Source organism: Streptomyces sp. NPDC002669, assembly GCF_042889165.1.
Taxonomy (GTDB): Bacteria; Actinomycetota; Actinomycetes; order Streptomycetales; family Streptomycetaceae; genus Streptomyces.
The window spans coordinates 309,859-328,880 of record NZ_JBIAQQ010000004.1 but is presented as its reverse complement, the minus strand read 5'-3'; the positions used below and the strand labels follow the sequence as shown (position 1 = coordinate 328,880).

General features: G+C 73.2%; 14 protein-coding genes. 11 read left to right on the top strand and 3 right to left on the bottom strand.

Going from position 1 to position 19,022, the window contains the following annotated elements; genetic code table 11:
* Positions 1 to 114: 114 nt before the first annotated feature.
* A complete protein-coding gene (locus ACFYW1_RS08340) occupies positions 115 to 387 on the bottom strand; it encodes a DUF1876 domain-containing protein (protein WP_148832057.1) in 273 nt (90 codons plus the stop codon).
* 94 nt (positions 388 to 481) lie between these two features.
* Positions 482 to 1,201 (bottom strand): alpha/beta hydrolase, encoded by a 720-nt coding sequence (locus ACFYW1_RS08335; protein ID WP_388988934.1) that lies wholly within the window; start codon positions 1,199 to 1,201, stop codon positions 482 to 484.
* 241 nt (positions 1,202 to 1,442) lie between these two features.
* Between ACFYW1_RS08335 and ACFYW1_RS08330 the strand changes: the two genes are divergently transcribed.
* The 8 genes from ACFYW1_RS08330 (at position 1,443) to ACFYW1_RS08295 (ending at position 9,383) form a co-directional block, all read left to right on the top strand.
* On the top strand, positions 1,443 to 1,928 hold the full coding sequence (locus ACFYW1_RS08330; protein WP_388988931.1) for a peroxiredoxin: 486 nt from the start codon (positions 1,443 to 1,445) through the stop codon (positions 1,926 to 1,928).
* Positions 1,929 to 2,034: 106 nt separating this feature from the next.
* On the top strand, positions 2,035 to 2,544 hold the full coding sequence (locus ACFYW1_RS08325) for a hypothetical protein (RefSeq protein ID WP_388988927.1): 510 nt from the start codon (positions 2,035 to 2,037) through the stop codon (positions 2,542 to 2,544).
* A gap of 156 nt (positions 2,545 to 2,700) precedes the next feature.
* A complete protein-coding gene (locus ACFYW1_RS08320) occupies positions 2,701 to 4,158 on the top strand; it encodes a flotillin family protein (protein WP_388988924.1) in 1,458 nt (485 codons plus the stop codon).
* A gap of 268 nt (positions 4,159 to 4,426) precedes the next feature.
* A complete protein-coding gene (locus ACFYW1_RS08315; protein WP_388988921.1) occupies positions 4,427 to 4,897 on the top strand; it encodes a cation:proton antiporter regulatory subunit in 471 nt (156 codons plus the stop codon).
* A 2-nt stretch (positions 4,898 to 4,899) separates the two neighbouring features.
* Positions 4,900 to 6,249 carry a cation:proton antiporter gene (locus ACFYW1_RS08310; RefSeq protein WP_388988918.1) on the top strand — a complete coding sequence of 450 codons (1,350 nt, stop codon included), beginning with the start codon at positions 4,900 to 4,902 and terminating at the stop codon, positions 6,247 to 6,249.
* 374 nt (positions 6,250 to 6,623) lie between these two features.
* Complete coding sequence (locus ACFYW1_RS08305; RefSeq protein WP_388988915.1) at positions 6,624 to 7,079, top strand: tellurite resistance TerB family protein; 456 nt, start codon at positions 6,624 to 6,626, stop codon at positions 7,077 to 7,079.
* A gap of 403 nt (positions 7,080 to 7,482) precedes the next feature.
* The gene (locus tag ACFYW1_RS08300) at positions 7,483 to 8,052 is read left to right on the top strand and encodes a TetR/AcrR family transcriptional regulator (protein ID WP_388988911.1); all 570 of its coding nucleotides are present in this window, start codon (positions 7,483 to 7,485) and stop codon (positions 8,050 to 8,052) included.
* Between the two features lie 152 nt (positions 8,053 to 8,204).
* Positions 8,205 to 9,383, top strand: coding sequence for a GDSL-type esterase/lipase family protein (locus tag ACFYW1_RS08295; RefSeq protein ID WP_388988908.1), 1,179 nt, complete (start codon positions 8,205 to 8,207; stop codon positions 9,381 to 9,383).
* A 61-nt stretch (positions 9,384 to 9,444) separates the two neighbouring features.
* Here the strand turns inward: ACFYW1_RS08295 and ACFYW1_RS08290 are convergent, their stop codons facing one another.
* On the bottom strand, positions 9,445 to 10,515 hold the full coding sequence (locus tag ACFYW1_RS08290; RefSeq protein WP_388988905.1) for a PucR family transcriptional regulator: 1,071 nt from the start codon (positions 10,513 to 10,515) through the stop codon (positions 9,445 to 9,447).
* A gap of 266 nt (positions 10,516 to 10,781) precedes the next feature.
* Between ACFYW1_RS08290 and ACFYW1_RS08285 the strand changes: the two genes are divergently transcribed.
* The 3 genes from ACFYW1_RS08285 to ACFYW1_RS08275 all read left to right on the top strand — a co-directional run bounded on the left by ACFYW1_RS08285 (position 10,782) and on the right by ACFYW1_RS08275 (position 18,986).
* A complete protein-coding gene (locus ACFYW1_RS08285; RefSeq protein WP_388988902.1) occupies positions 10,782 to 11,486 on the top strand; it encodes a hypothetical protein in 705 nt (234 codons plus the stop codon).
* Between the two features lie 128 nt (positions 11,487 to 11,614).
* Positions 11,615 to 13,792 (top strand): flotillin family protein, encoded by a 2,178-nt coding sequence (locus ACFYW1_RS08280; RefSeq protein WP_388988899.1) that lies wholly within the window; start codon positions 11,615 to 11,617, stop codon positions 13,790 to 13,792.
* A gap of 127 nt (positions 13,793 to 13,919) precedes the next feature.
* Entirely contained in the window at positions 13,920 to 18,986 is a 5,067-nt protein-coding gene (locus ACFYW1_RS08275; RefSeq protein ID WP_388988896.1) for a DNA repair ATPase, read from the top strand.
* Positions 18,987 to 19,022: the final 36 nt, after the last annotated feature.

Here is a 19,022-nt window from a genome sequence, read left to right as displayed (position 1 = left end):
CCGCTGAACGGGCCGCTTCCCCCCGCCCCGGTACACCGCCGAGCCCGCGCACCCGCGCCCCGGACGGGGCCGGGCACGGGCCCGGCCCCGGGCTCACGGGCCGCCCGGCACCGCTCAGGTGCTGAGGGGGTGCGAGGTCCGGCCGGACGCCTCGTCGATCTCGTCGTGCGCCTTCGTCAGCATCTTCATCGCCAGCTCGTTGAGGGCTCTGGCCCCCGCGATCTCCTCGCCGACCCTGGGCTGGTCCTTGTCGGAGGGGTGGCGGCTCGCGTATCCGTGGGCCCGCACCTCGTTGCCGTCCGGAAGCCGCACCAGGGCGGCCGCACGGGTCCGGTGGGTGTCCTCCTCGAATTCCATGTCCACGTGCCACCCGGCAGTTGTCCTCATGTCGATCACCTCCCTCCCAGGGTGCTCCCGTTCCCCGGAGGCTGCACCACGGCGGCGCCCCCGTGACAGGGGGGACGCCCGTGCCCCCGGAGGCTCACCGCTCCGGCCGCTCCAGGCGGTCCAGTCCGTCCAGGTCGAGGGTGCCGCGGGTCCCCGGGGCGTCCGGCGGGAGCCGCAGCGCCGCCTCGACCCGGCCGGGCAGCGGGCCCAGGTCCAGCAGACCGGTGACGATCCGGCCGGTCAGCGCGTGCCACGCGCCGGCGCGCCGGAGCATCGCGTGGTCGCTGCCCCGGATCGCGACCAGGCAGGTGCGGGCACCGGCCCGGCGGGCGCGGGCCGTGAGGTCCTGGGAGGCCCGGGGGCTGGTGACCCGGTCGCGGGCGCTGTGCAGCAGGACCACGTCGCGGCCGGCGAGCTGGCCGACCGGGTCGTCGGCCGGGCACCACGGGGCGAGGCCCACCACCGCGCGCACCAGCGGATGACCGGCGGCGCGGAGGGCGGCGCGGGCGCCCATCGAGTGGCCGACCAGGACCACCGGGACCTCTCCGGCCTCGCGGCGCAGTGCGTCCAGCGCCCGCACGGCGTCGTGGAGCGGATCCTCGCGGGAGCCGTTCCAGCCGCGGTGGGCGTAGCGGGCGGTGCGTACGAGGACGTCGGCGGCGGGGCCGCCCGTGGCCGAGGCGATGGCCCGGGCGAAGGGGAGCATCCGCACGGCGGGCAGGTTCAGCGGGCCGGGCGGCGGCGGGGCCAGTCCCGTCTCCGCGCCGCCGTGCAGCAGGAGCACGGCCGCGGACGGCGGTCGGTGGCCTGTCATGTGTACCTCCTGGTGCGCCTCGTCCCTCCCGGTGCGCCTTCGGCGATGACGCGGGAACCGGTCCGGTCCGGAAACCCGGCCCGTATCCGGAATGCCGGCCCCGTACCGGAAGGCCGGTCCGTACCGGTACAACGAACCCGTACCGGAAACCGGTCCCGGTACGGGAACCGAATCCGTACCGGGCGTGCTCTACAGAGCATGGACCGGAAGACTTCCGCAGTACCGGACCACGGAGGAACACGTGGCATCGTCACCACGACTCGGCCTGCCCGCACCGGACTTCACCCTGCCGGGCGGGGTGCTCGTCGAAGGGGCCTTCGAACGGCGCGACTTCGGCCTCTCCGCCGCGCGCGGCCGTGCCGTCGTCCTCGCGTTCTACCCGGGCGACAACACGGCCGTGTGCACCAGGCAACTCTGCTCGTACTCCTCGGGCCTGGAAGAATTCGAGGCGCTCGACGCGGAGGTCTGGGGCATCAGCCCCCAGGGTGTGGACAGCCACGAGTCCTTCGCCCGGGGGCACGGGCTGCGGATGCCGCTGCTCGCGGACACCGACCGGGAGGCGGCCCGCGCCTACGGGGTCGCCGCGCCGGGGATCGGGGTGCGCCGCGCGGTGTTCCTGATCGGGCCCGACGGGGTACTGCGCTGGAAACACGTCGCGCTGCTCGGGGCCACGTACCGGTCCCTGGACACACTGACCGAGCAACTTTCCGGCATCAAATCCCCGTAAAAACCTGCCGGGTTCCGGCAGTGTCCACAGCAAGTGCCGTATGGGACCATCCATCCAGTTCGACAGAAACGTCCGGGGGAGTCCACAGTTCGGGGGAGGTGACCGCGTGACCCTGTTCCTCGGTCTCGGCATCGCGGGCATCGCCCTGCTCGTCCTGTCCCTGATCTTCGACGGAATCCTCGAAGGTCTCTTCGGGGGTGTCCTGGGCGGCTTCTTCGACGGCCTCCTGTCCCTGCCGGTCATCGCCGGATTTCTCTCGATGCTCGGTTTCGGAGGAGCGATCGTGCTCGGCACCACCGGACTCGGCACGGTCGCCGCGATCGTCGCCGGGGGTCTGGCCGGGATCGTCGCGGCCCTGTTGACCTGGAAGTTCAGCAAGGTCCTGATGCGGGACCAGACCGACTCCACACCCCGTGGGGACGACCTGGTCGGCACGTCGGGCTCGGTCGTCACGGCCATCCCGGCCAACGGCTACGGCGAGGTCCTGCTGCGACTCGGGGGCCATACCGTGAAGTTGGCCGCGAAGAGTTCGACTCCGATCGAACGGGGCGCCGAGATCTGGGTGGAGGCCGCGCTGTCGACCACCTCCGTCGCGGTCCGTCCCGTCGAACGCTGACCGTCCACCGACCGATCGCCCCACCCTCGGTGTGCCGCGCCGGACCGCGCCCGCACCGGCCGATCAACCGATACACCCGTGGTGCGCCGCGCCGAACCGCGCCCGCACCGCCCGAATCGAACTGCCGCCCCGCAGGGAGGCAGGGGGGACTTGTCCATGAGCCCAGTCGTGATCGCAATCATCGGAGTCGTCGTACTCCTGGTGGTCCTCGCGCTCGCCGTCATCACCCGCTACAAGGTCGCCGGGCCCAGCGAGGCGTTCATCATCACCGGCCGCCGCGGCAAGAAGTCGACGGATCCGGTGACCGGCCGCACCAGCATCGACAACAGCGGCCAGAAGGTCGTCGTCGGCGGCGGGGTCTTCGTGGTCCCGTTCGTCCAGCAGAAGTTCACCCTGGACCTGTCCAGCCGGCAGATCCCGGTGTCCGTGCGCGGCGCCGTGACCCTGCGCGGCGTGAAGTCCAACCTGGACGGCGTCGCGATCGTCAAGGTGGGCGGCAGCGAGGAGACGATCCGGGCCGCGGCCCAGCGCTTCCTCCAGCAGCAGGACGGCATCGTCCGCTTCACCCAGGAAGTGCTCTCCGGCGCGCTGCGCGCCATCGTCGGCCGGATGTCGGTCGAGGACATCATCCGCGACCGGGCCGCGTTCGCCAGCCAGGTCGCGGAGGAGGCCGAGGCCAGCCTCTCCGGCCAGGGCCTGATCCTGGACGCCTTCCAGATCCAGGACATCACCACCGAGGGCTCGTACCTGGAGGACCTCGGCCGTCCGGAGGCCGCCCGCGCCAAGCAGGAGGCGGACATCGCCGAGGCGGTCGCCCGGCGTGCGGCCGAGCAGGCCCGGCTCAAGGCGGAGGAGGAGATCGCGATCGCGCAGCGGACCCTCTACCTGAAGCAGGCCGAGATCAAGGCGCAGACGGACGAGGCCGCCGCCCAGGCCAACGCGGCGGGTCCGCTCGCCGAGGCCGCCCGTCAGCAGGACATCCTCAGCGAGCAGGAGAAGGTGGCGGCGCGGCAGGCCGCGCTGACCGACCGCGAGTTGGACACCAAGATCCGCAAGCCCGCCGACGCCGCCCGCTACCAGGCCGAGCAGGAGGCGGAGGCCCGCCGGATCGCCCAGGTCAAGGAGGCCGAGGCGGCCGCCGAGCGCGCCCGGCTCACCGGTGAGGGCGAGAAGCTCCAGCGTTCGGCCCTCGCCGAGGCCGTGCGCATCGAGGGCGAGGCGGAGGCCGCGGCCATCGCCGCGCGGGGTACCGCCGAGGCCGAGGCCATGCACAAGAAGGCGGACGCCTTCGACCGGTACGGCGAGGCGGCCGTGATCCAGATGCTGGTCGAGGTGCTGCCGCAGGTCGTCGCCAAGGCGTCCGAGCCGCTGAGCGCCGTGGACAAGATGACCGTGATCTCGACGGACGGCGCGAGCCAGCTGTCGCGCACCGTCACGGACAACGTCGCCCAGGGCATGGAACTCCTCAGCTCCACCACGGGAGTCGACATCGCCGGGCTGCTGAAGAACCTCAAGGCCGGCACCTCCGGGTCCGCCCCGGCGGCTCCGGCCGAGGTGCCCGCGCAGGGCGCGAAGGGCGCCGCGTCCGACGGAAAGATCGAGATCACCGACTGATCCGGCCCCACGCCGCGAAGGTGCCCGGCCGATGTTCCACCGGCCGGGCACCGTCATGTCCGGGCACGGTCATGTCCGGGCGGCACTTTCGAGGGGCGACGGGGGCGACGGGGCGTGGTCCGGGACGGGGCCGGACGGTGTGCCGTGCGGTCCGGGTCCCGCTCCGTGGCGGGGCACGAGGCCCGCAGAAGTCTCCGGATAAGGTAATGCGCCGATAAAGAGTTCACCAAGCATGTCCGAAAACAGCCGTACCTCTCGGGAGGAAGCCATGGGAACCCACCGCATCACGCTGCCCGGAGTCGGTGTGCAGTACGACTACACGACCGAGTCGGGCCAGCACATCTCCGTCGTCGTCCACCACGACGGGCGTCGGTTCATCGGCTTCTACGACCAGGACGACCCCGATTCATGCCTCCTCTCGGTACCCCTGACACCGCAGGAGGCCACCGGGCTGGCCCACCTCATCGACGCCGCACCCATCGACGCCGTGCGGACCGAGGGCATAGATCTGGTCACCGAGCACATCCCGCTCGGGACGCGTTCCCCGTACGGCGGTCGGCTGCTCGCCGACACCAAGGCACGGACCCGGACCGGCGCCTCGATCGTCGCCGTCCTGCGGACGCACAGCGCGCACCCGTCGCCCGGCCCGGAGTTCCGGCTGGCCATCGGGGACACACTCGTCGTCGTCGGTACTCGTGAGGGCGTCGACGCGCTCGCCGACATCATCTCGGAGGGCTGACCGTGCACGACACGACCGCACTGCTGGTGGAGCTCGGCTCCGTCATTCTGGGCCTCGGGCTCATCGGCCGATTCGCCGGACGGATAGGACTCTCGCCGATCCCGCTCTACCTGCTGGCCGGCCTCGCCTTCGGCGACGGCGGTCTCCTCCCGCTGGGGGCCAGCGAGGAGTTCACCGCCGTGGGCGCCGAGATCGGCGTCATCCTGCTGCTGCTCCTGCTCGGCCTGGAGTACAGCGCGTCGGAACTGGTCACCAGTCTCAAGACCCAGTACCCGTCCGGCGCCGTGGACTTCGTGCTCAACGCGACGCCGGGAGCGGTGGCGGCGCTGCTGCTCGGCTGGGGGCCCGTGGGGGCCGTCGCACTGGCCGGGGTCACCTGGATCTCCTCGTCCGGCGTCATCGCGAAGGTCCTCACCGACCTGGGACGGCTCGGCAACCGGGAGACGCCCGTCATCCTCGGGGTCCTCGTCATCGAGGACCTGTCGATGGCCGTCTACCTCCCGCTGCTCACCGCGATGCTCGCGGGGGTGGGCCTCGCCGGGGGCAGCATCGCGCTGCTCATCGCGCTCGGCACCGTCGGCTTCGTGCTCTACCTGGCGCTGCGGCACGGACGGTTGATCAGCCGGGCCGTGTCCTCCGACAACCCGGAGATGCTGCTCCTGGTGGTCCTCGGTCTGACCGTCCTGGTCGCCGGTGTGGCCCAGGAGCTCCAGGTGTCCGCCGCGGTCGGCGCGTTCCTGGTCGGCATCGCGCTCTCCGGTGAGGTCGCCGAGGGCGCGCGCAAGCTGCTGACCCCGCTGCGGGACCTGTTCGCCGCCGTCTTCTTCGTCTTCTTCGGGCTCTCCACCGACCCGGCCGAGATCCCGCCGGTGCTGCTGCCGGCGGCACTGCTGGCCGTCGTGACCGTCTTCACCAAGATCGGCACCGGTTGGTACGCGGCCCGGCGCGCCGGGATCGGCGAGCGCGGACGGTGGCGGGCCGGCGGAACGCTCGTCGCGCGCGGCGAGTTCTCCATCGTCATCGCCGGTCTGGCCGTGGCGACCGAGCCCCGCATCGGCCCCATCGCCACCGCGTACGTCCTCATCCTCGTCATCGTCGGACCGCTCACCGCCCGCTGGACCCAGCCGGTCGCGGCCCGCGTCCAGGCGTGGCGCGGCCGGGGCGAGGAGACCGGCAGGGGCGGCGCCCCCGCGACCCGCCCGGCACCCGCCGCGCAGGGGCCTGCCGCGGAGGAACAGCCGGGGCGGACCGCGCAGACCACGCAGGACCCGCAGGCCGCACAGACCGCTCAGGACGCACAGGACGCGGAAGGGCGGCCCGTGAAGGAGCAGCTCGCCCCGTCCACGGACTGAGGCCGGACACCGTACGGACCACGTAGGGGGCGCGACCGGTCCGGTCGCGCCCCCTACGCGTGTCCGGCCGCCGTGCGGAGTGCCCGCGGCCGGGCCGGCGCGCGCGGGCTTCCCGCCGGGGTCACCCGTTCGTGCGGGTCGTGGCACGGGGCCGGGGGGGCGGGCACTCCGTCGCGGGGTGGTTCGTTGTCCGGGTGGCGCCGGTCGGGCCCGGCCGCGCCGAGGGGGTCGCTGCGCCGCCGCGCCCGCCGCGACGTCGCAGCGACCCGCTCATCACCGGTTCCGGTACGCGGGGGGACGCCCCTGCTGCTAACTTCTACACGTCTGTAGAATTGGAACCCACTCCGGCAACACACGCAACGTATGGAGACGTCATGGCACTGTGGGATCGGATCAAGGAATCCGCTTCGTCGATGCAGTCGCAGCTGGAAGCGAAGAAGAACGACCTCAAGAGCGGGGCGTTCCGCGACGCGAGCATGGCCATGTGCGCCCTGGTCGCCGCCGCCGACGGTTCCATCGACCCGTCCGAGCGTCAGCGCGTCGCCGCCCTGATCACCACCAACGACGTCCTGCGGAACTTCCCGGCGGACGACCTCCAGCGCCGCTTCAACGACTACGTGAACAAGCTCACGGCCGACTTCGCCTTCGGCAAGGTCAGCGTGCTCCAGGAGATCGCCAAGGCGAAGAAGAAGCCGGCCGAGGCGCGCGCCGTCATCCAGATCGGCATCGTCATCGGCGGCGCCGACGGCGACTTCGACAAGTCGGAGCAGGCCGTCGTGCGGGAGGCGTGCTTCGCGCTCGACCTCCCGCCGCACGAGTTCGACCTGTAGGACCCCACCACCGCGACCGGCGGCCCGTACGCCCTCCGGGCCCCGTACGGCGCCCGGCCCCGTGCGGCCTCCGCGCCCGCGCGGCTCCGCCCCGCGGGCCGGGGCCGCCCACGGGCCGGCCGACCGGTCCCCCGAACCGCCGGGACCCCCGCGGACCGACCGACCACCGGTCCGTGCCCGGCCGGCCGGGGGTGCGCAATCCCCCTGCGCGCCCCCGGCCAATCCTTCCCCGGCCCGGCGCCCGTTTCCCGTGCGGGCGCCGGAGCACCGGGCCCCGCCCCCCTGCCCTCCGGCCCGGTCCACGGCCTCCCGCGCACGGCCGGCGGCTCCTCACGCCATCCTCCAAGTTGCCTAAAGGCTTTAGGTAACTCCATAATTGCTTTCGCCGAAGAGGAGAAGGATTATGGTTCGAGTGGGGCTGACCCCGGAGCGCCTGACGCGGGCGGGCGCGGAGCTCGCCGACGAGGTGGGCTTCGACCAGGTGACCGTCTCGGCGCTCGCCCGACGCTTCGACGTCAAGGTCGCGAGCCTGTACTCGCACGTGAAGAGCTCGCACGACCTCAGGACCAGGATCGCCCTGCTCGCGCTGGAGGAGCTGGCCGACCGGGTCTCCGCCGACCTCGCCGGACGGGCGGGCAAGGACGCCCTGGCCGCCTTCGCGAACGCCTTCCGCGACTACGCCCGCGAGCACCCCGGCCGGTACGACGCCGCCCGGTTCAGACTCGACCCCGAAACGGCGGCCGCCAGTGCCGGTGTCCGGCACGCGCAGATGACGCGCGCCGTCCTGCGCGGCTACGACCTGTCGGAGCCCGACCAGACACACGCGGTCCGGATGCTGGGCAGCGTCTTCCACGGCTACATCAGCCTGGAGCTGGCCGGCGGCTTCGACCACACCGCCGTGGACCCGCAGGAGTCCTGGCGCTGGACCCTGGACTCCCTCGACGCCCTGCTGCGCAGCCGGGGCGCGTCCTGACCGACGGGCAACCGCGCCCCGCCGCACCCCGCGTACACCGGTGCCGCCCGGACCGCTCGTACGCCCCCGTACACCCCGCACGTCTCCCTCGTACGCCCCGTACACCTCCCCCGTACGCCCCGTACGTCCTGATCAACAGGCTGGACAGAACCATGAGCACCGAGCACGGCTGGATCACCACGCCCCTCACCGCGGACCTCCTGCGCGGCTTCCTCGACCTGGAGCCGACCGCGCGCGGCCTGCTCCCGCACCGGCTGCCCGCCGCCGCACGCCGTCAGATCCCCGACGAGCAGCTGGCCATGACCGAGGCCCAGCCCTCCGGCGTGCGGCTGGTCCTGCGCACCCGGGCCACCGCCGTCGAGCTGGACACCCTGCCCACCAAGCGCGCCTACCGGGGCTTCCCGGCCCCGGCGGACGGCGTGTACGACCTGCTGGTCGACGGCCGCCTCGCAGCACAGGCCACGGTGACCGGCGGCAACGTCCGCACGATCACCGACATGGTCGCCCAGACCTCCGAACTGACCGAGGGACCGGTCGGCACCGCCCGTTTCACCGGCCTCCCGGCCCGGGACAAGGACGTCGAGATCTGGCTCCCGCACACCGAGATCACCGAACTGGTCGCCCTGCGCACCGACGCCCCCGTCGAACCGGTACCGGACCGCGGGCGCCGGGTGTGGCTGCACCACGGCAGCTCCATCAGTCATGGCTCCAACGCCGCCCGACCGACCGCCGTCTGGCCGGCCCTGGCCGCGGCCCTGGGCGGGGTGGAGCTGATCAACCTGGGGTTCGGCGGCGGCGCCCTGCTCGACCCGTTCACCGCCCGGGCCATGCGGGACACCCCCGCGGACCTGATCAGCCTCAAGATCGGCATCAACGTCGTCAACGCCGACGCGATGCGCCTGCGGGCCTTCGGCCCCGCGGTGCACGGCTTCCTCGACACCATCCGCGAGGGGCACCCGACCACCCCGCTGCTGGTCGTGTCCCCCGTGCTGTGCCCGGTCCAGGAGGACACCCCCGGCCCGCTCGCCCCCGACTTCTCCGAGGGCACCCTGAAGTTCAGGGCGACGGGCGACCCTGCCGAGCGCGCCGCCGGGCGCCTGACGCTCAACGTCGTCCGCGACGAACTCGCCCGGATCGTCGGGCAGCGGGCGGCCGACGACCCGAATCTGCACCACCTCGACGGCCGCGAGCTGTACGGCGAGCGGGACCACGCCGAGTTCCCGCTGCCCGACGGGATCCACCCCGGCCCCGAGGGGCACCGCCGCATCGGCGAGAACTTCGCGCGGCTCGCGTTCGGCCCGGACGGCCCCTTCGCCCCCGAGGCCGGCTGACCGACCAAAGGACCGGGACCGACCGGCCGTCCGTCCGTTCACAGGGCCGGCCGGTCAGCCGTCACAGTTCGTTGGCGGGCCAGTCCAGCAGCCGGGCCCCGATGACCGCCGTCTGCAAGGTGTAGCGGTGCATCGGGTCGGACGGGTCGGACCCGGTCAGCTGGTGTATCCGCTCCAGGCGGTAGGTGAGCGCCCGTACGCTCAGCGACAGCCGGCGGGCCGTCTCGGCCGCCACGCAGCCCGCGTCGAAGTAGACGGCGAGCGTCTTCAGCAGGGGCACGGCGCCGCCGCGGGCCTGCTGGAGCGGACCCAGTTCGTTGCGCACCAGATCCGCCATCGCCTGCCGGTCGCGGGTCAGCACCGGGTAGACCAGCAGGTCCGCCGAGTGCAGCACCGGGTCCTCCAGGCCCATCCGGTCCGCGAGGTCGAGGGCGTCGAGCGCCTCGTCGTACGAGTGGACGACGCCGCCGGGGCCCTTGTGCGGGCGGCCGATCGCGACCCGGCCGCCGTCCGTCGCCGCGTGCGCCTGCTTGGCGAAGTACCGCAGGACGTCGGGCTGGCTGCCCGGCGCGATGCAGACCAGCCGCCCGTCCTTCGTCGTGATCAGGATCTTCCGGCCGCTGAACCGGGCGAGCAGCGCCGTCTCGACCGTGCGCGGCACGGAGTCGGTCTCCGTGTACGCCTCCGGGCCCGTGGCCACCGCGACCGCGTGGGCGCGCGAGAGCCGCAGCCCGAACCGGGTGGCCCGCTCGGCGAGCCGGCCCAGGTCGCTGCGCCCGTACAGCAGGTCGTCGATGAACTCGCGGCGCGCCGCCTCCTCCCGCCGCACCGTCAGCCGCTGGGCCCGCTCGAAGCCCTCGGCGAAGGCGTCGACGGCCTGCTCGACCGCGGCCAGCACCGATTCGGTGGCCGCCGTGTCGGCCGTGGTGCCCAGCGGCCAGGAGGTGCGGGTCGCCGCGAGGTGCATGGCGACCAGGGCCCGCAGCTGGTACCCGGCCTCGGCGGCCTCCCGGCCCAGCCGACGGCGGTCGTCCAGCTCGTCCCGGGTGAGACGGCGGCCGGTGGCGGCGGCATCGGCCAGGATGTGGATGTAGTCCCCCAGACACTCCTCGGGGATCTCCGGCTCCGCCACGCGCTTCTCCTCCGGTCCTGACGCGACTTCGACAATCGCTCAACGCCTATCGGGCGATGCCGGTGCCCGGCATCAAGGACGAGTAAAGATTGCCGGACTCCGGCAGTGCGACACCGGCCCCCCGAATGACACGATTTCATCAGCACCACAACGGGGGAACACGGGGGAAATCGGGGGAAATCCCGGCTGCCGCGGAGTCGCTTCACGCTGCCCGCGACAGCCGGGACCGCCCCGCCCGGACCGGAAAGACAGCAGGGGGAGGACCGATGCGGGAGTTCCTGAACGCGGCAACGTCCTTTCCGGCCGTTCCGTTCGGCGCCGCCCTCGCCGTCGTCGTCTTCTTCTGGCTCCTGGTACTGGCCGGAGCCGCCGATCACCACTCCTTCGACGGGGACCTCGACACCGACGTCGCCGGGATCGGCGGGGTGCCGGTCACCGTCACGGTGTCCGTGCTGGTCGTCGTCGGCTGGTTCACCAGCCTCACCGGCACCGTCCTGATGCACCGCAGCGGCACCACCGGGCTCGTCCGGGCCGGATTCGCCTGCGCCGTGTTCGCCGGGGCGCTGCTGATCGGCTGGATCGCGACGCGGGGCTTCGTACGCTGCTTCCGCCGGCGCTTCCCGGACGAACCCCCGCCCTCGCGGCAGGACTTCCTCGGCCGGGTCTGCACCATCCGCACCGGCTCCGTCAGCTCCGACTTCGGCCAGGCCGAGGTCGTGGCGGCCGACGGGTCCACCGCCATCGTCCAGGTCAGACTGGCCGGACCGGCGGACGGCGCGGCCCTCGGCCCGGGCGGCGCGGACGCCCTCACCTCGGGCAGTGCGGGACTGCTGTACGCGTACGACGAGGCGGGCGAGTTCTTCTGGGTCTCCGCGTACGACAAGGCCCTGGACCCGGGACCGCCGCCACCACCGCGACCACGCACGGCGCAGCGCACGGGCGCGCGCCGCACCCCACGCCGCACCGGCTGACCCGACCGGACCCACGGCACCACCCGCCGAGTCCCGTCGTGCCCGCCGCACGGTGAGCCGCCCGGCGCCCCGTCGCGCCGCCGGCCCCGCCGCTCCACCTTCTTCATCACCAGCCGCCAAGGACTGTCATGGATGCCATCACCTGGGGCTTCGGCGTTCTCGTAGCCGTCGTCCTGCTCATCGCCATCGCCCTGCTCCTCGTCATCACCCGGCTCTTCCGCAAGGTGGAGCAGGGCAAGGCGCTGATCATCTCCAAGACCAAGAAGGTCGACGTCACCTTCACCGGTGCCGTCGTCCTGCCGGTGCTCCACAAGGCCGAGAGCATGGACATCTCGGTGAAGACCATCGAGATCCGCCGCACCGGGCGCGAGGGGCTGATCTGCCAGGACAACATCCGCGCCGACATCCACATCACGTTCTTCGTCCGGGTCAACAAGACCGTCGAGGACGTCATCAAGGTCGCCCAGGCCATCGGCACGGAGCGGGCCAGCGACAAGGTCGCGATCCAGGAATTCTTCGCCGCGAAGTTCTCCGAGGCGCTGAAGACCGTCGGCAAGCAGCTGGACTTCGTCGACCTGTACACCAAGCGTGAAGAGTTCCGGGACCGGATCATCCGGGTCATCGGGACGGACCTGAACGGCTACCACCTCGACGACGCCGCGATCGACTTCCTGGAACAGACGCCGATGACGCAGCTCGACGGCGCGAACATCCTGGACGCGCAGGGCATCCGCAAGATCACGGAGCTGACGGCGATCGAGCACGTGCGCACCAACGAGTACCAGCGCACCGAGCAGAAGGAGATCACCCGGCAGGACGTCGACGCCCGCGAGACCATCCTGGAGCTGGAGCGCCGGCAGGCCGAGGCCGAGATCAAGCAGCGCCGCGAGGTCGAGACGCTGCGGGCCCGAGAGGAGGCCGCCACGGCCAAGGTCCAGGAGGAGGAGCGGCTCGGCGCGCAGGCCGCGTTCATCCGCACCGAGGAGCAGCTCGGCATCCAGCGCGAGAACCAGGCCCGGGAGATCGCCGTCGCGCAGAAGAACCGCGAGCGGGTCATCGCGGTGGAGAACGAGCGGATCGAGAAGGACCGCCTGCTGGAGGTCATCGGGCGCGAGCGGCAGACCGAGCTCGACCGGATCGCCGCGACGAAGGAGGTCGAGGCCGAGCGCCGCGAGGTCGCCGACGTGATCCGCGAGCGGATCGCCGTGGACCGCACGGTCGCCGAGCAGGAGGAGTCCATCAAGACGCTGCGGGCCGTCGAGGAGTCCGAGCGCACCCGCAGGTCGGTCATCATCGCCGCCGAGGCGGAGGCCCAGGAGAAGCTGGTCAAGGACATCAAGGCCGCCGAGGCCGCCGAGGCCGCGGCCTCCCACCTGGCCGCCGAGCAGCTGACGCTCGCCGAGGCCCGGCTGAAGACCGCGGACCTGGACGCGCAGGCCAAGCTGCGGCTGGCCGAGGGCATCCAGGCGGAGTCCGCCGCGCCCGGCCTCGCGGAGGTCCAGGTGCGGGAGGCGGAGGCCGACGTCATCGAGAAGGCCGGTCTCGCCGAGGCCGAGGCCACGTCCGCCCGGCTCAAGGCCGAGGCGGAGGGGGCCCGGCTCAAGGCCCTCGCCGAGGCGGAGGGCACGCAGGCCCAGGCGGTGGCCGACGCCGCGATGATCGGCGAGAAGCTGAAGGCCGAGGCCGCGGGCCTCACCGAGAAGGCCGCCGCGATGGCGGCGCTGGACGACGCCTCGCGCGGCCACGAGGAGTACCGGCTGCGGCTCGCCGCGGAGAAGGAGATCCGGCTGGCCGGGCTCGACGTGCAGCGGCAGGTGGCCGAGGCCCAGGCGACGGTGCTGGCCACCGGCCTGGAGAACGCCGACATCGACATCGTCGGCGGGGAGTCGGTCTTCTTCGACCGGCTGGTCTCGGCCGTCTCGATGGGCAAGGGCCTCGACGGGTTCGTGGAGAACTCGGACACGGCGAAGGCCCTCGCCGGTCCGTGGCTGAACGGCACCTCGTCCTTCACCGAGGACCTGACCCGGATGGTCGGATCGGTCTCGACGGGCGACGTCCGCAACCTGACGGTGTCGGCGCTGCTGACCCGGATGATGCGGGCCCCGGGCACCGGTGTCGCACCGGGACAGGTGCAGCAACTGCTGGCCGCAGCACGCGAGTTGGGACTCGCCGATGTGCCGGTCTCCGCAGTGGGCGGGGCACTGGCGGCGGGTGACGCGTCCGCGGTCGTCGAGGCGCCCGTACCGGCGGGAACCTCGGCACCGGTCGAGGCCGCGGCCCACAACGGGACGCCGGTCGCCGGGTAACGACCGCCCGACCGGCCCGGCCCGGGGTCCACCGCACAGGCCCCGGGCCGGGCCACCCGCCCAGAAGCGCCCATCGGGAAGCGCCCGCCCCGCGCCCCTCTCACACCTCGCAGAAAGAGCCGCACGTATGGACACCGACACCACGACCGCGACGCCCGCCGGCGGCCCCGTGGACGCGGGAACGTACGACGTGCTGCGCCGCCGGCTGGGCGACCGGGCCGCCGAACTCGCCCGCCGCGCCGAGGCGCTCAACACCCGGCGCACCGAGGAGTTCGGCTCGACCGAGCTGCGGCTCACCGGCACCGAGCAGATCCGCACCGAGCAGGCGTCGGTCCCCCGCGACCTGGTGGCCGTCGGCGGCCGGCTGCTGTTCGGCTTCGAGCGGGGCCCGGGCGCGACCGGGACCGCCGAGGTGTCCGACGTGCTCGCCCTGTACGGGCCCGAGCTGGACGCCCCCGTTGCGGGCGGCCCGCCGGCCGACGAGGACTTCGTCCGCGAGTTCACCGCCCTGCACCGCTACTACCGCGACGCCCGGCTGCTGCGGCTGCGCCGGGTGGACGGCAGGCTGCTCGCCGTCTTCCGCACCGGCGAGAGCGCGGACGGCATCCGGGTGCTGCGCTGGGCACTCGCCGCGGACGGTTCGCCGGGGGCCTTCCTCGACGCGCGCGGCGACCGCGACCACGTCTTCCCGCCCTCGCACGACTTCACCTGGACCGTCGCGGGCCGCGAGTCGCACGTGCCGGGCCGGCACCCGCACATCGCGGTGGGCGGCGACGGCGACGGCGCGCGGGCCGTCCTGTTCGTCGACACGCTCGGCGGCACCCTCACCGTCAAGACGGAGAACGACACCGACACCCCGCACGGCATCTACGAGGAACCGGTCACCGAACCCCTCCAGTCCCTCGCCGACGCCGAGGTGGAGCACGCCACGATCGGCCCGCTGGTCCTGCTCCGGGTCCGCCCGTACAACGAGGAGTCCTGGCGGCACCTGGTCTTCAACTCGCTGCTCGGCACCGTGCTGCGACTGGACGGCATCGGCCCGGCCTGCCACCGGCTGCCGGAGGACCAGGGAATCATCTTCCCCGGCGGCTACTACCTCACCACCGGCACCGCCAAGACCTTCGACATCGCCGAGCCGCTCTCCGCCCCGCTCTTCGAGGGCGCGGTCCGCTCCCCGAACGGCGAGGACGTCCTGTACGTCTTCCGCTCCCCCGACGACGGCCGCAGCCTGCTCCTGCCGTACAACCTGATCCGGCAGGAGGTCGCCACCCCGCTCCAGGGCCGCGGCCACGCCCTGCTCGACGACGGCACGCTCGTCCTGCTGCGCACCACCGCCACCGGCGACGAACCGGCCCGGGTCCACCAGGTGCAGCGCTGGCACACCCCGTACGTCTCCGACACCCACGCCGCCTCCCGCCCCGCCGCCGACGGGCCGCTGGCCCGGGTCGGCAACGCCGATCTGGTGCGCGGCATCTCCGACTGCCTGGCCCTCGCCCACGGCGCCACCGAGACCACCCCGACCGCCGCCGTGTACGCCCGGCTGGTCGCGGACTGCGTCCGCGCCACCGACCGCTACCACTGGCTCACCGACCCCGAACTCGGCACCCTCGCCGACCCGTTGGCCGAGCTCAGGGCCACCGCCGAGCAGGTGCTGACCGAGTTCGAGACGGTGCGGGAGCTGACCCGGCAGGCCGCCGACGCGCTGACCGAGGCCACCGAGCGCATCACCGCGCTCGTCCGCCGCAGCCGCGGCGAGGTCCCGCGCACGGCCGCCGAGTGGGTGGACCGGCTCACCGAGCTGCGCCGCGCCCACGGCCATGTGGCCACCCTCGCCGAGATGCGGTACGCGGACACCGAACGCGTCGCGGAGCTCTCCGCCGACACCGCCGCCGACATCGAGGCGGTGGCCCGGCGCGCCGTCTCCTTCCTCTCCCGGGACGACGCCTTCGCCGGCTACCACGAGGACATCGCCCGCCTCACCGCCGAGGCGGGCGCGCTCGCCACCGTCGCGGACGCGGCGGCGCTCGGCGACCGGCTGACCGAGACGACGGAGGGGCTCGGCACCGTCACGGACGTCGTCGCCGGGCTCGACATCGGCGACGCCACGGTCCGGACCTCCATCCTGGAGCGGATCGCGGAGGTGCTCGGCGGGGTCAACCGGGCCCGCGCCACGCTCGACGCGCGCCGCCGCGAACTGCTCGACCACGAGGGCCGGGCCGAGTTCGCCGCCGAGTTCGCGCTGCTCGGGCAGGCCGTCACGGGGGCGATCGCCGCCGCCGACACCCCGGACGCCTGCGACGACCAGCTCGCCCGGCTGCTCGTGCGGCTGGAGGACCTGGAGTCGCGGTTCGCCGAGTTCGACGACTTCCTCACCGAGCTGGCCGAGCGGCGGACCGAGATCCACGAGGCGTTCTCGGCCCGCAAGCAGACCCTTCAGGACGCCCGCGCCCGGCGGGCGGAGCGGCTGGCCGATTCCGCGGCCCGCATCCTGGAGACGGTCTCCCGGCGGGTGTCGGCCCTGGCCGACCCGGACGCCGTGCACACCTACTTCGCCTCCGACCCGATGGTCGCCAAGGTCCGCCGCACCGCGGACGAGCTGCGGGAACTCGGCGACCCGGTGCGCGCGGAGGAACTCGACGGACAGCTGCTGGCCGCCCGCCAGGAGGCCGGCCGGGCGCTGCGCGACCGCAGCGAGCTGTACGCGGACGGCGGCGCCACGATCCGGCTGGGCCGGCACCGGTTCGCGGTGAACACCCAGCCCTTCGACCTCACGCTCGTCCCGCACGGGGACCGGCTCGCGTTCGCGCTCACCGGCACCGACTACCGGGCGCCGGTCACCGACCCGGGGTTCGAGGAGACCCGCCCGTACTGGGAGCAGACCCTCCCCTCCGAGTCCCCGCGGGTCTACCGGGGCGAGCACCTGGCGGCCCGGCTCCTGGCCGAACGGGGCGCGGACGCCCTGGCCGCCCTGTCCCCGGACGAACTCGCCGCGCTGGTAAGGGAGTCGGCCGCCGCCGCGTACGACGAGGGCCATCAGCGCGGGGTCCACGACGAGGACGCCACCGCGATCCTCGCCGCCCTGCTGCGGCTGCACCCGGCGGCCGGTCTGCTGCGCCGGCCGCCCGCCGTACGCGCGGCGGCGCAACTCTTCTGGGCGTACGGCACGGACGAGGCCCGGCGCGGCTCGTGGACCCGGCGGGCGGTCTCGCTCGCCCGCGCCCGCGACACTTTCGGTCTCGCCCCGGCCGTCGCCGCCCTCCAGCGGGAGTGGGCGGCCGCCATCCGGGACGACAACTCCTGGGCCTCTCCCGTCATTCGGGATGAAAGCACCAGGGCCGACGGCGCCACGCAGGACGGCATCGCGTCCGACGGGACCGGGCCCGGGAGCGCCGGGACGGTCGACCCGGCGGCCGTCGCCGAGTACCTCTTCGAAGAATTGACAAGTGGCCCGGCCGGTTTCGTCACCAGCGCCACCGTCCGCACCTTCCTCGACAAGTTCCGCCGTACGACCGGAACTTCGGCCTACGACGAGGACCTGGCCGCACTCGGTGACGACCTCCACGCCCGCCGTCAACTTGTCGAGGGGTGGCTCACCTCGTACGCCGCGTCGAGCGGCACCCCGCTCGACGCGGGGGATTTGGCCGAGTCGGTCGCCGTGGAGCTCTGCCCGGAACCGGTGCTCGAACGGTACGAGTGCGAGGCCCCGCTCACCGAGCGGGTGGACGGCCTCCTCGGCACCCACCCGCGCATCGACCGGGGCACGCTGACCGTCCGCATCGACGAACTCCTCGCCCGCACGGATAAGTTCCGCGCCCGTGTGGTACCCGGCTTCCGCGCCTACCAGCGCCGGCGCACCGCCCTCGTGGACGCCGCGCGCTCCCGGCTGCGGCTGGACGACCTCCGGCCGCGCGTCATGTCGGCGTTCGTCCGCAACCGGCTGCTGGACGAGGTGTACCTGCCGCTGATCGGCGACAGCCTCGCCAAGCAGATCGGCACCGCCGACGCGGACCGGCGCACCGACTCGCAGGGCCTGCTGCTGCTCGTCTCGCCGCCCGGCTACGGCAAGACGACGCTGATGGAGTACGTCGCCGACCGGCTCGGCCTGGTCCTCGTCAAGATCAGCGGACCCAACCTCGGCCACGACGTGACCTCGCTCGACCCGGCCCAGGCCCGCACCGCGACCGCCCGCCAGGAGATCGAGAAGATCAACTTCGCGCTGGAGTCCGGCAACAACACCCTGCTCTACCTCGACGACATCCAGCACACCTCGCCCGAACTGCTCCAGAAGTTCATCCCGCTCTGCGACGCCACCCGCCGCATCGAGGGCGTCAAGGACGGCGAACCGCGCAGCCACGACCTGCGGGGCAAGCGGTTCGCGGTGTGCATGGCGGGCAACCCGTACACGGAGTCGGGGGCCAGGTTCCGCATCCCCGACATGCTCGCCAACCGGGCCGACGTCTGGAACCTCGGCGAGGTGCTGAGCGGGCGCGAGGACGTCTTCGCGCTGAGCTTCGTGGAGAACGCGCTGACCGCCAACCCGGTGCTCGCCCCGCTCGCCGGGCGCTCCCGCGAGGACCTCGCCCTGTTCGTACGGCTGGCCTCCGACGATCCCTCGGCCCGCGCGGACCGGCTCGAACACCCCTACCCGCCCGCCGACGTGGAACGGATCGTCGCCGTCCTGCGCCATCTGCTGACCGCCCGGGAGACGGTGCTGGCCGTGAACGCCGCGTACATCGCGTCGGCGGCGCAGACGGACGCGACGCGCACCGAACCGCCGTTCCGGCTCCAGGGCTCCTACCGCGACATGAACAAGATCGCGGCGCGGATCGTGCCGGTGATGAACGCGGCGGAGATCGACGCCGTCATCGACGACCACTACGCGGGCGAGGCCCAGACGCTGACCTCGGGCGCCGAGTCGAACCTGCTCAAACTGGCCGCGCTGCGCGGCCGGCTCACCGACGGACAGGCCGCGCGCTGGTCGGAGATCACCGCCTCCTACGTGCGCACGCAGGCGCTCGGCGGACCGGACGGCGACCCCATGACCCGGGCCGTCGCCGCGCTGGGCCTGCTCGCGGACCGGATCGCGGCGGTCGAGTCGGCCATCGTCCGGGTCGCCGACCCGCGCCATCTGCTCACCAACCCGCAGGCCCGGCACGCGGCACCGCAGGCCGGCCCGCCGCCGGAGGACCGCTGACGGCCGACCGCCCGACACGCACCGGCCACCCACGGA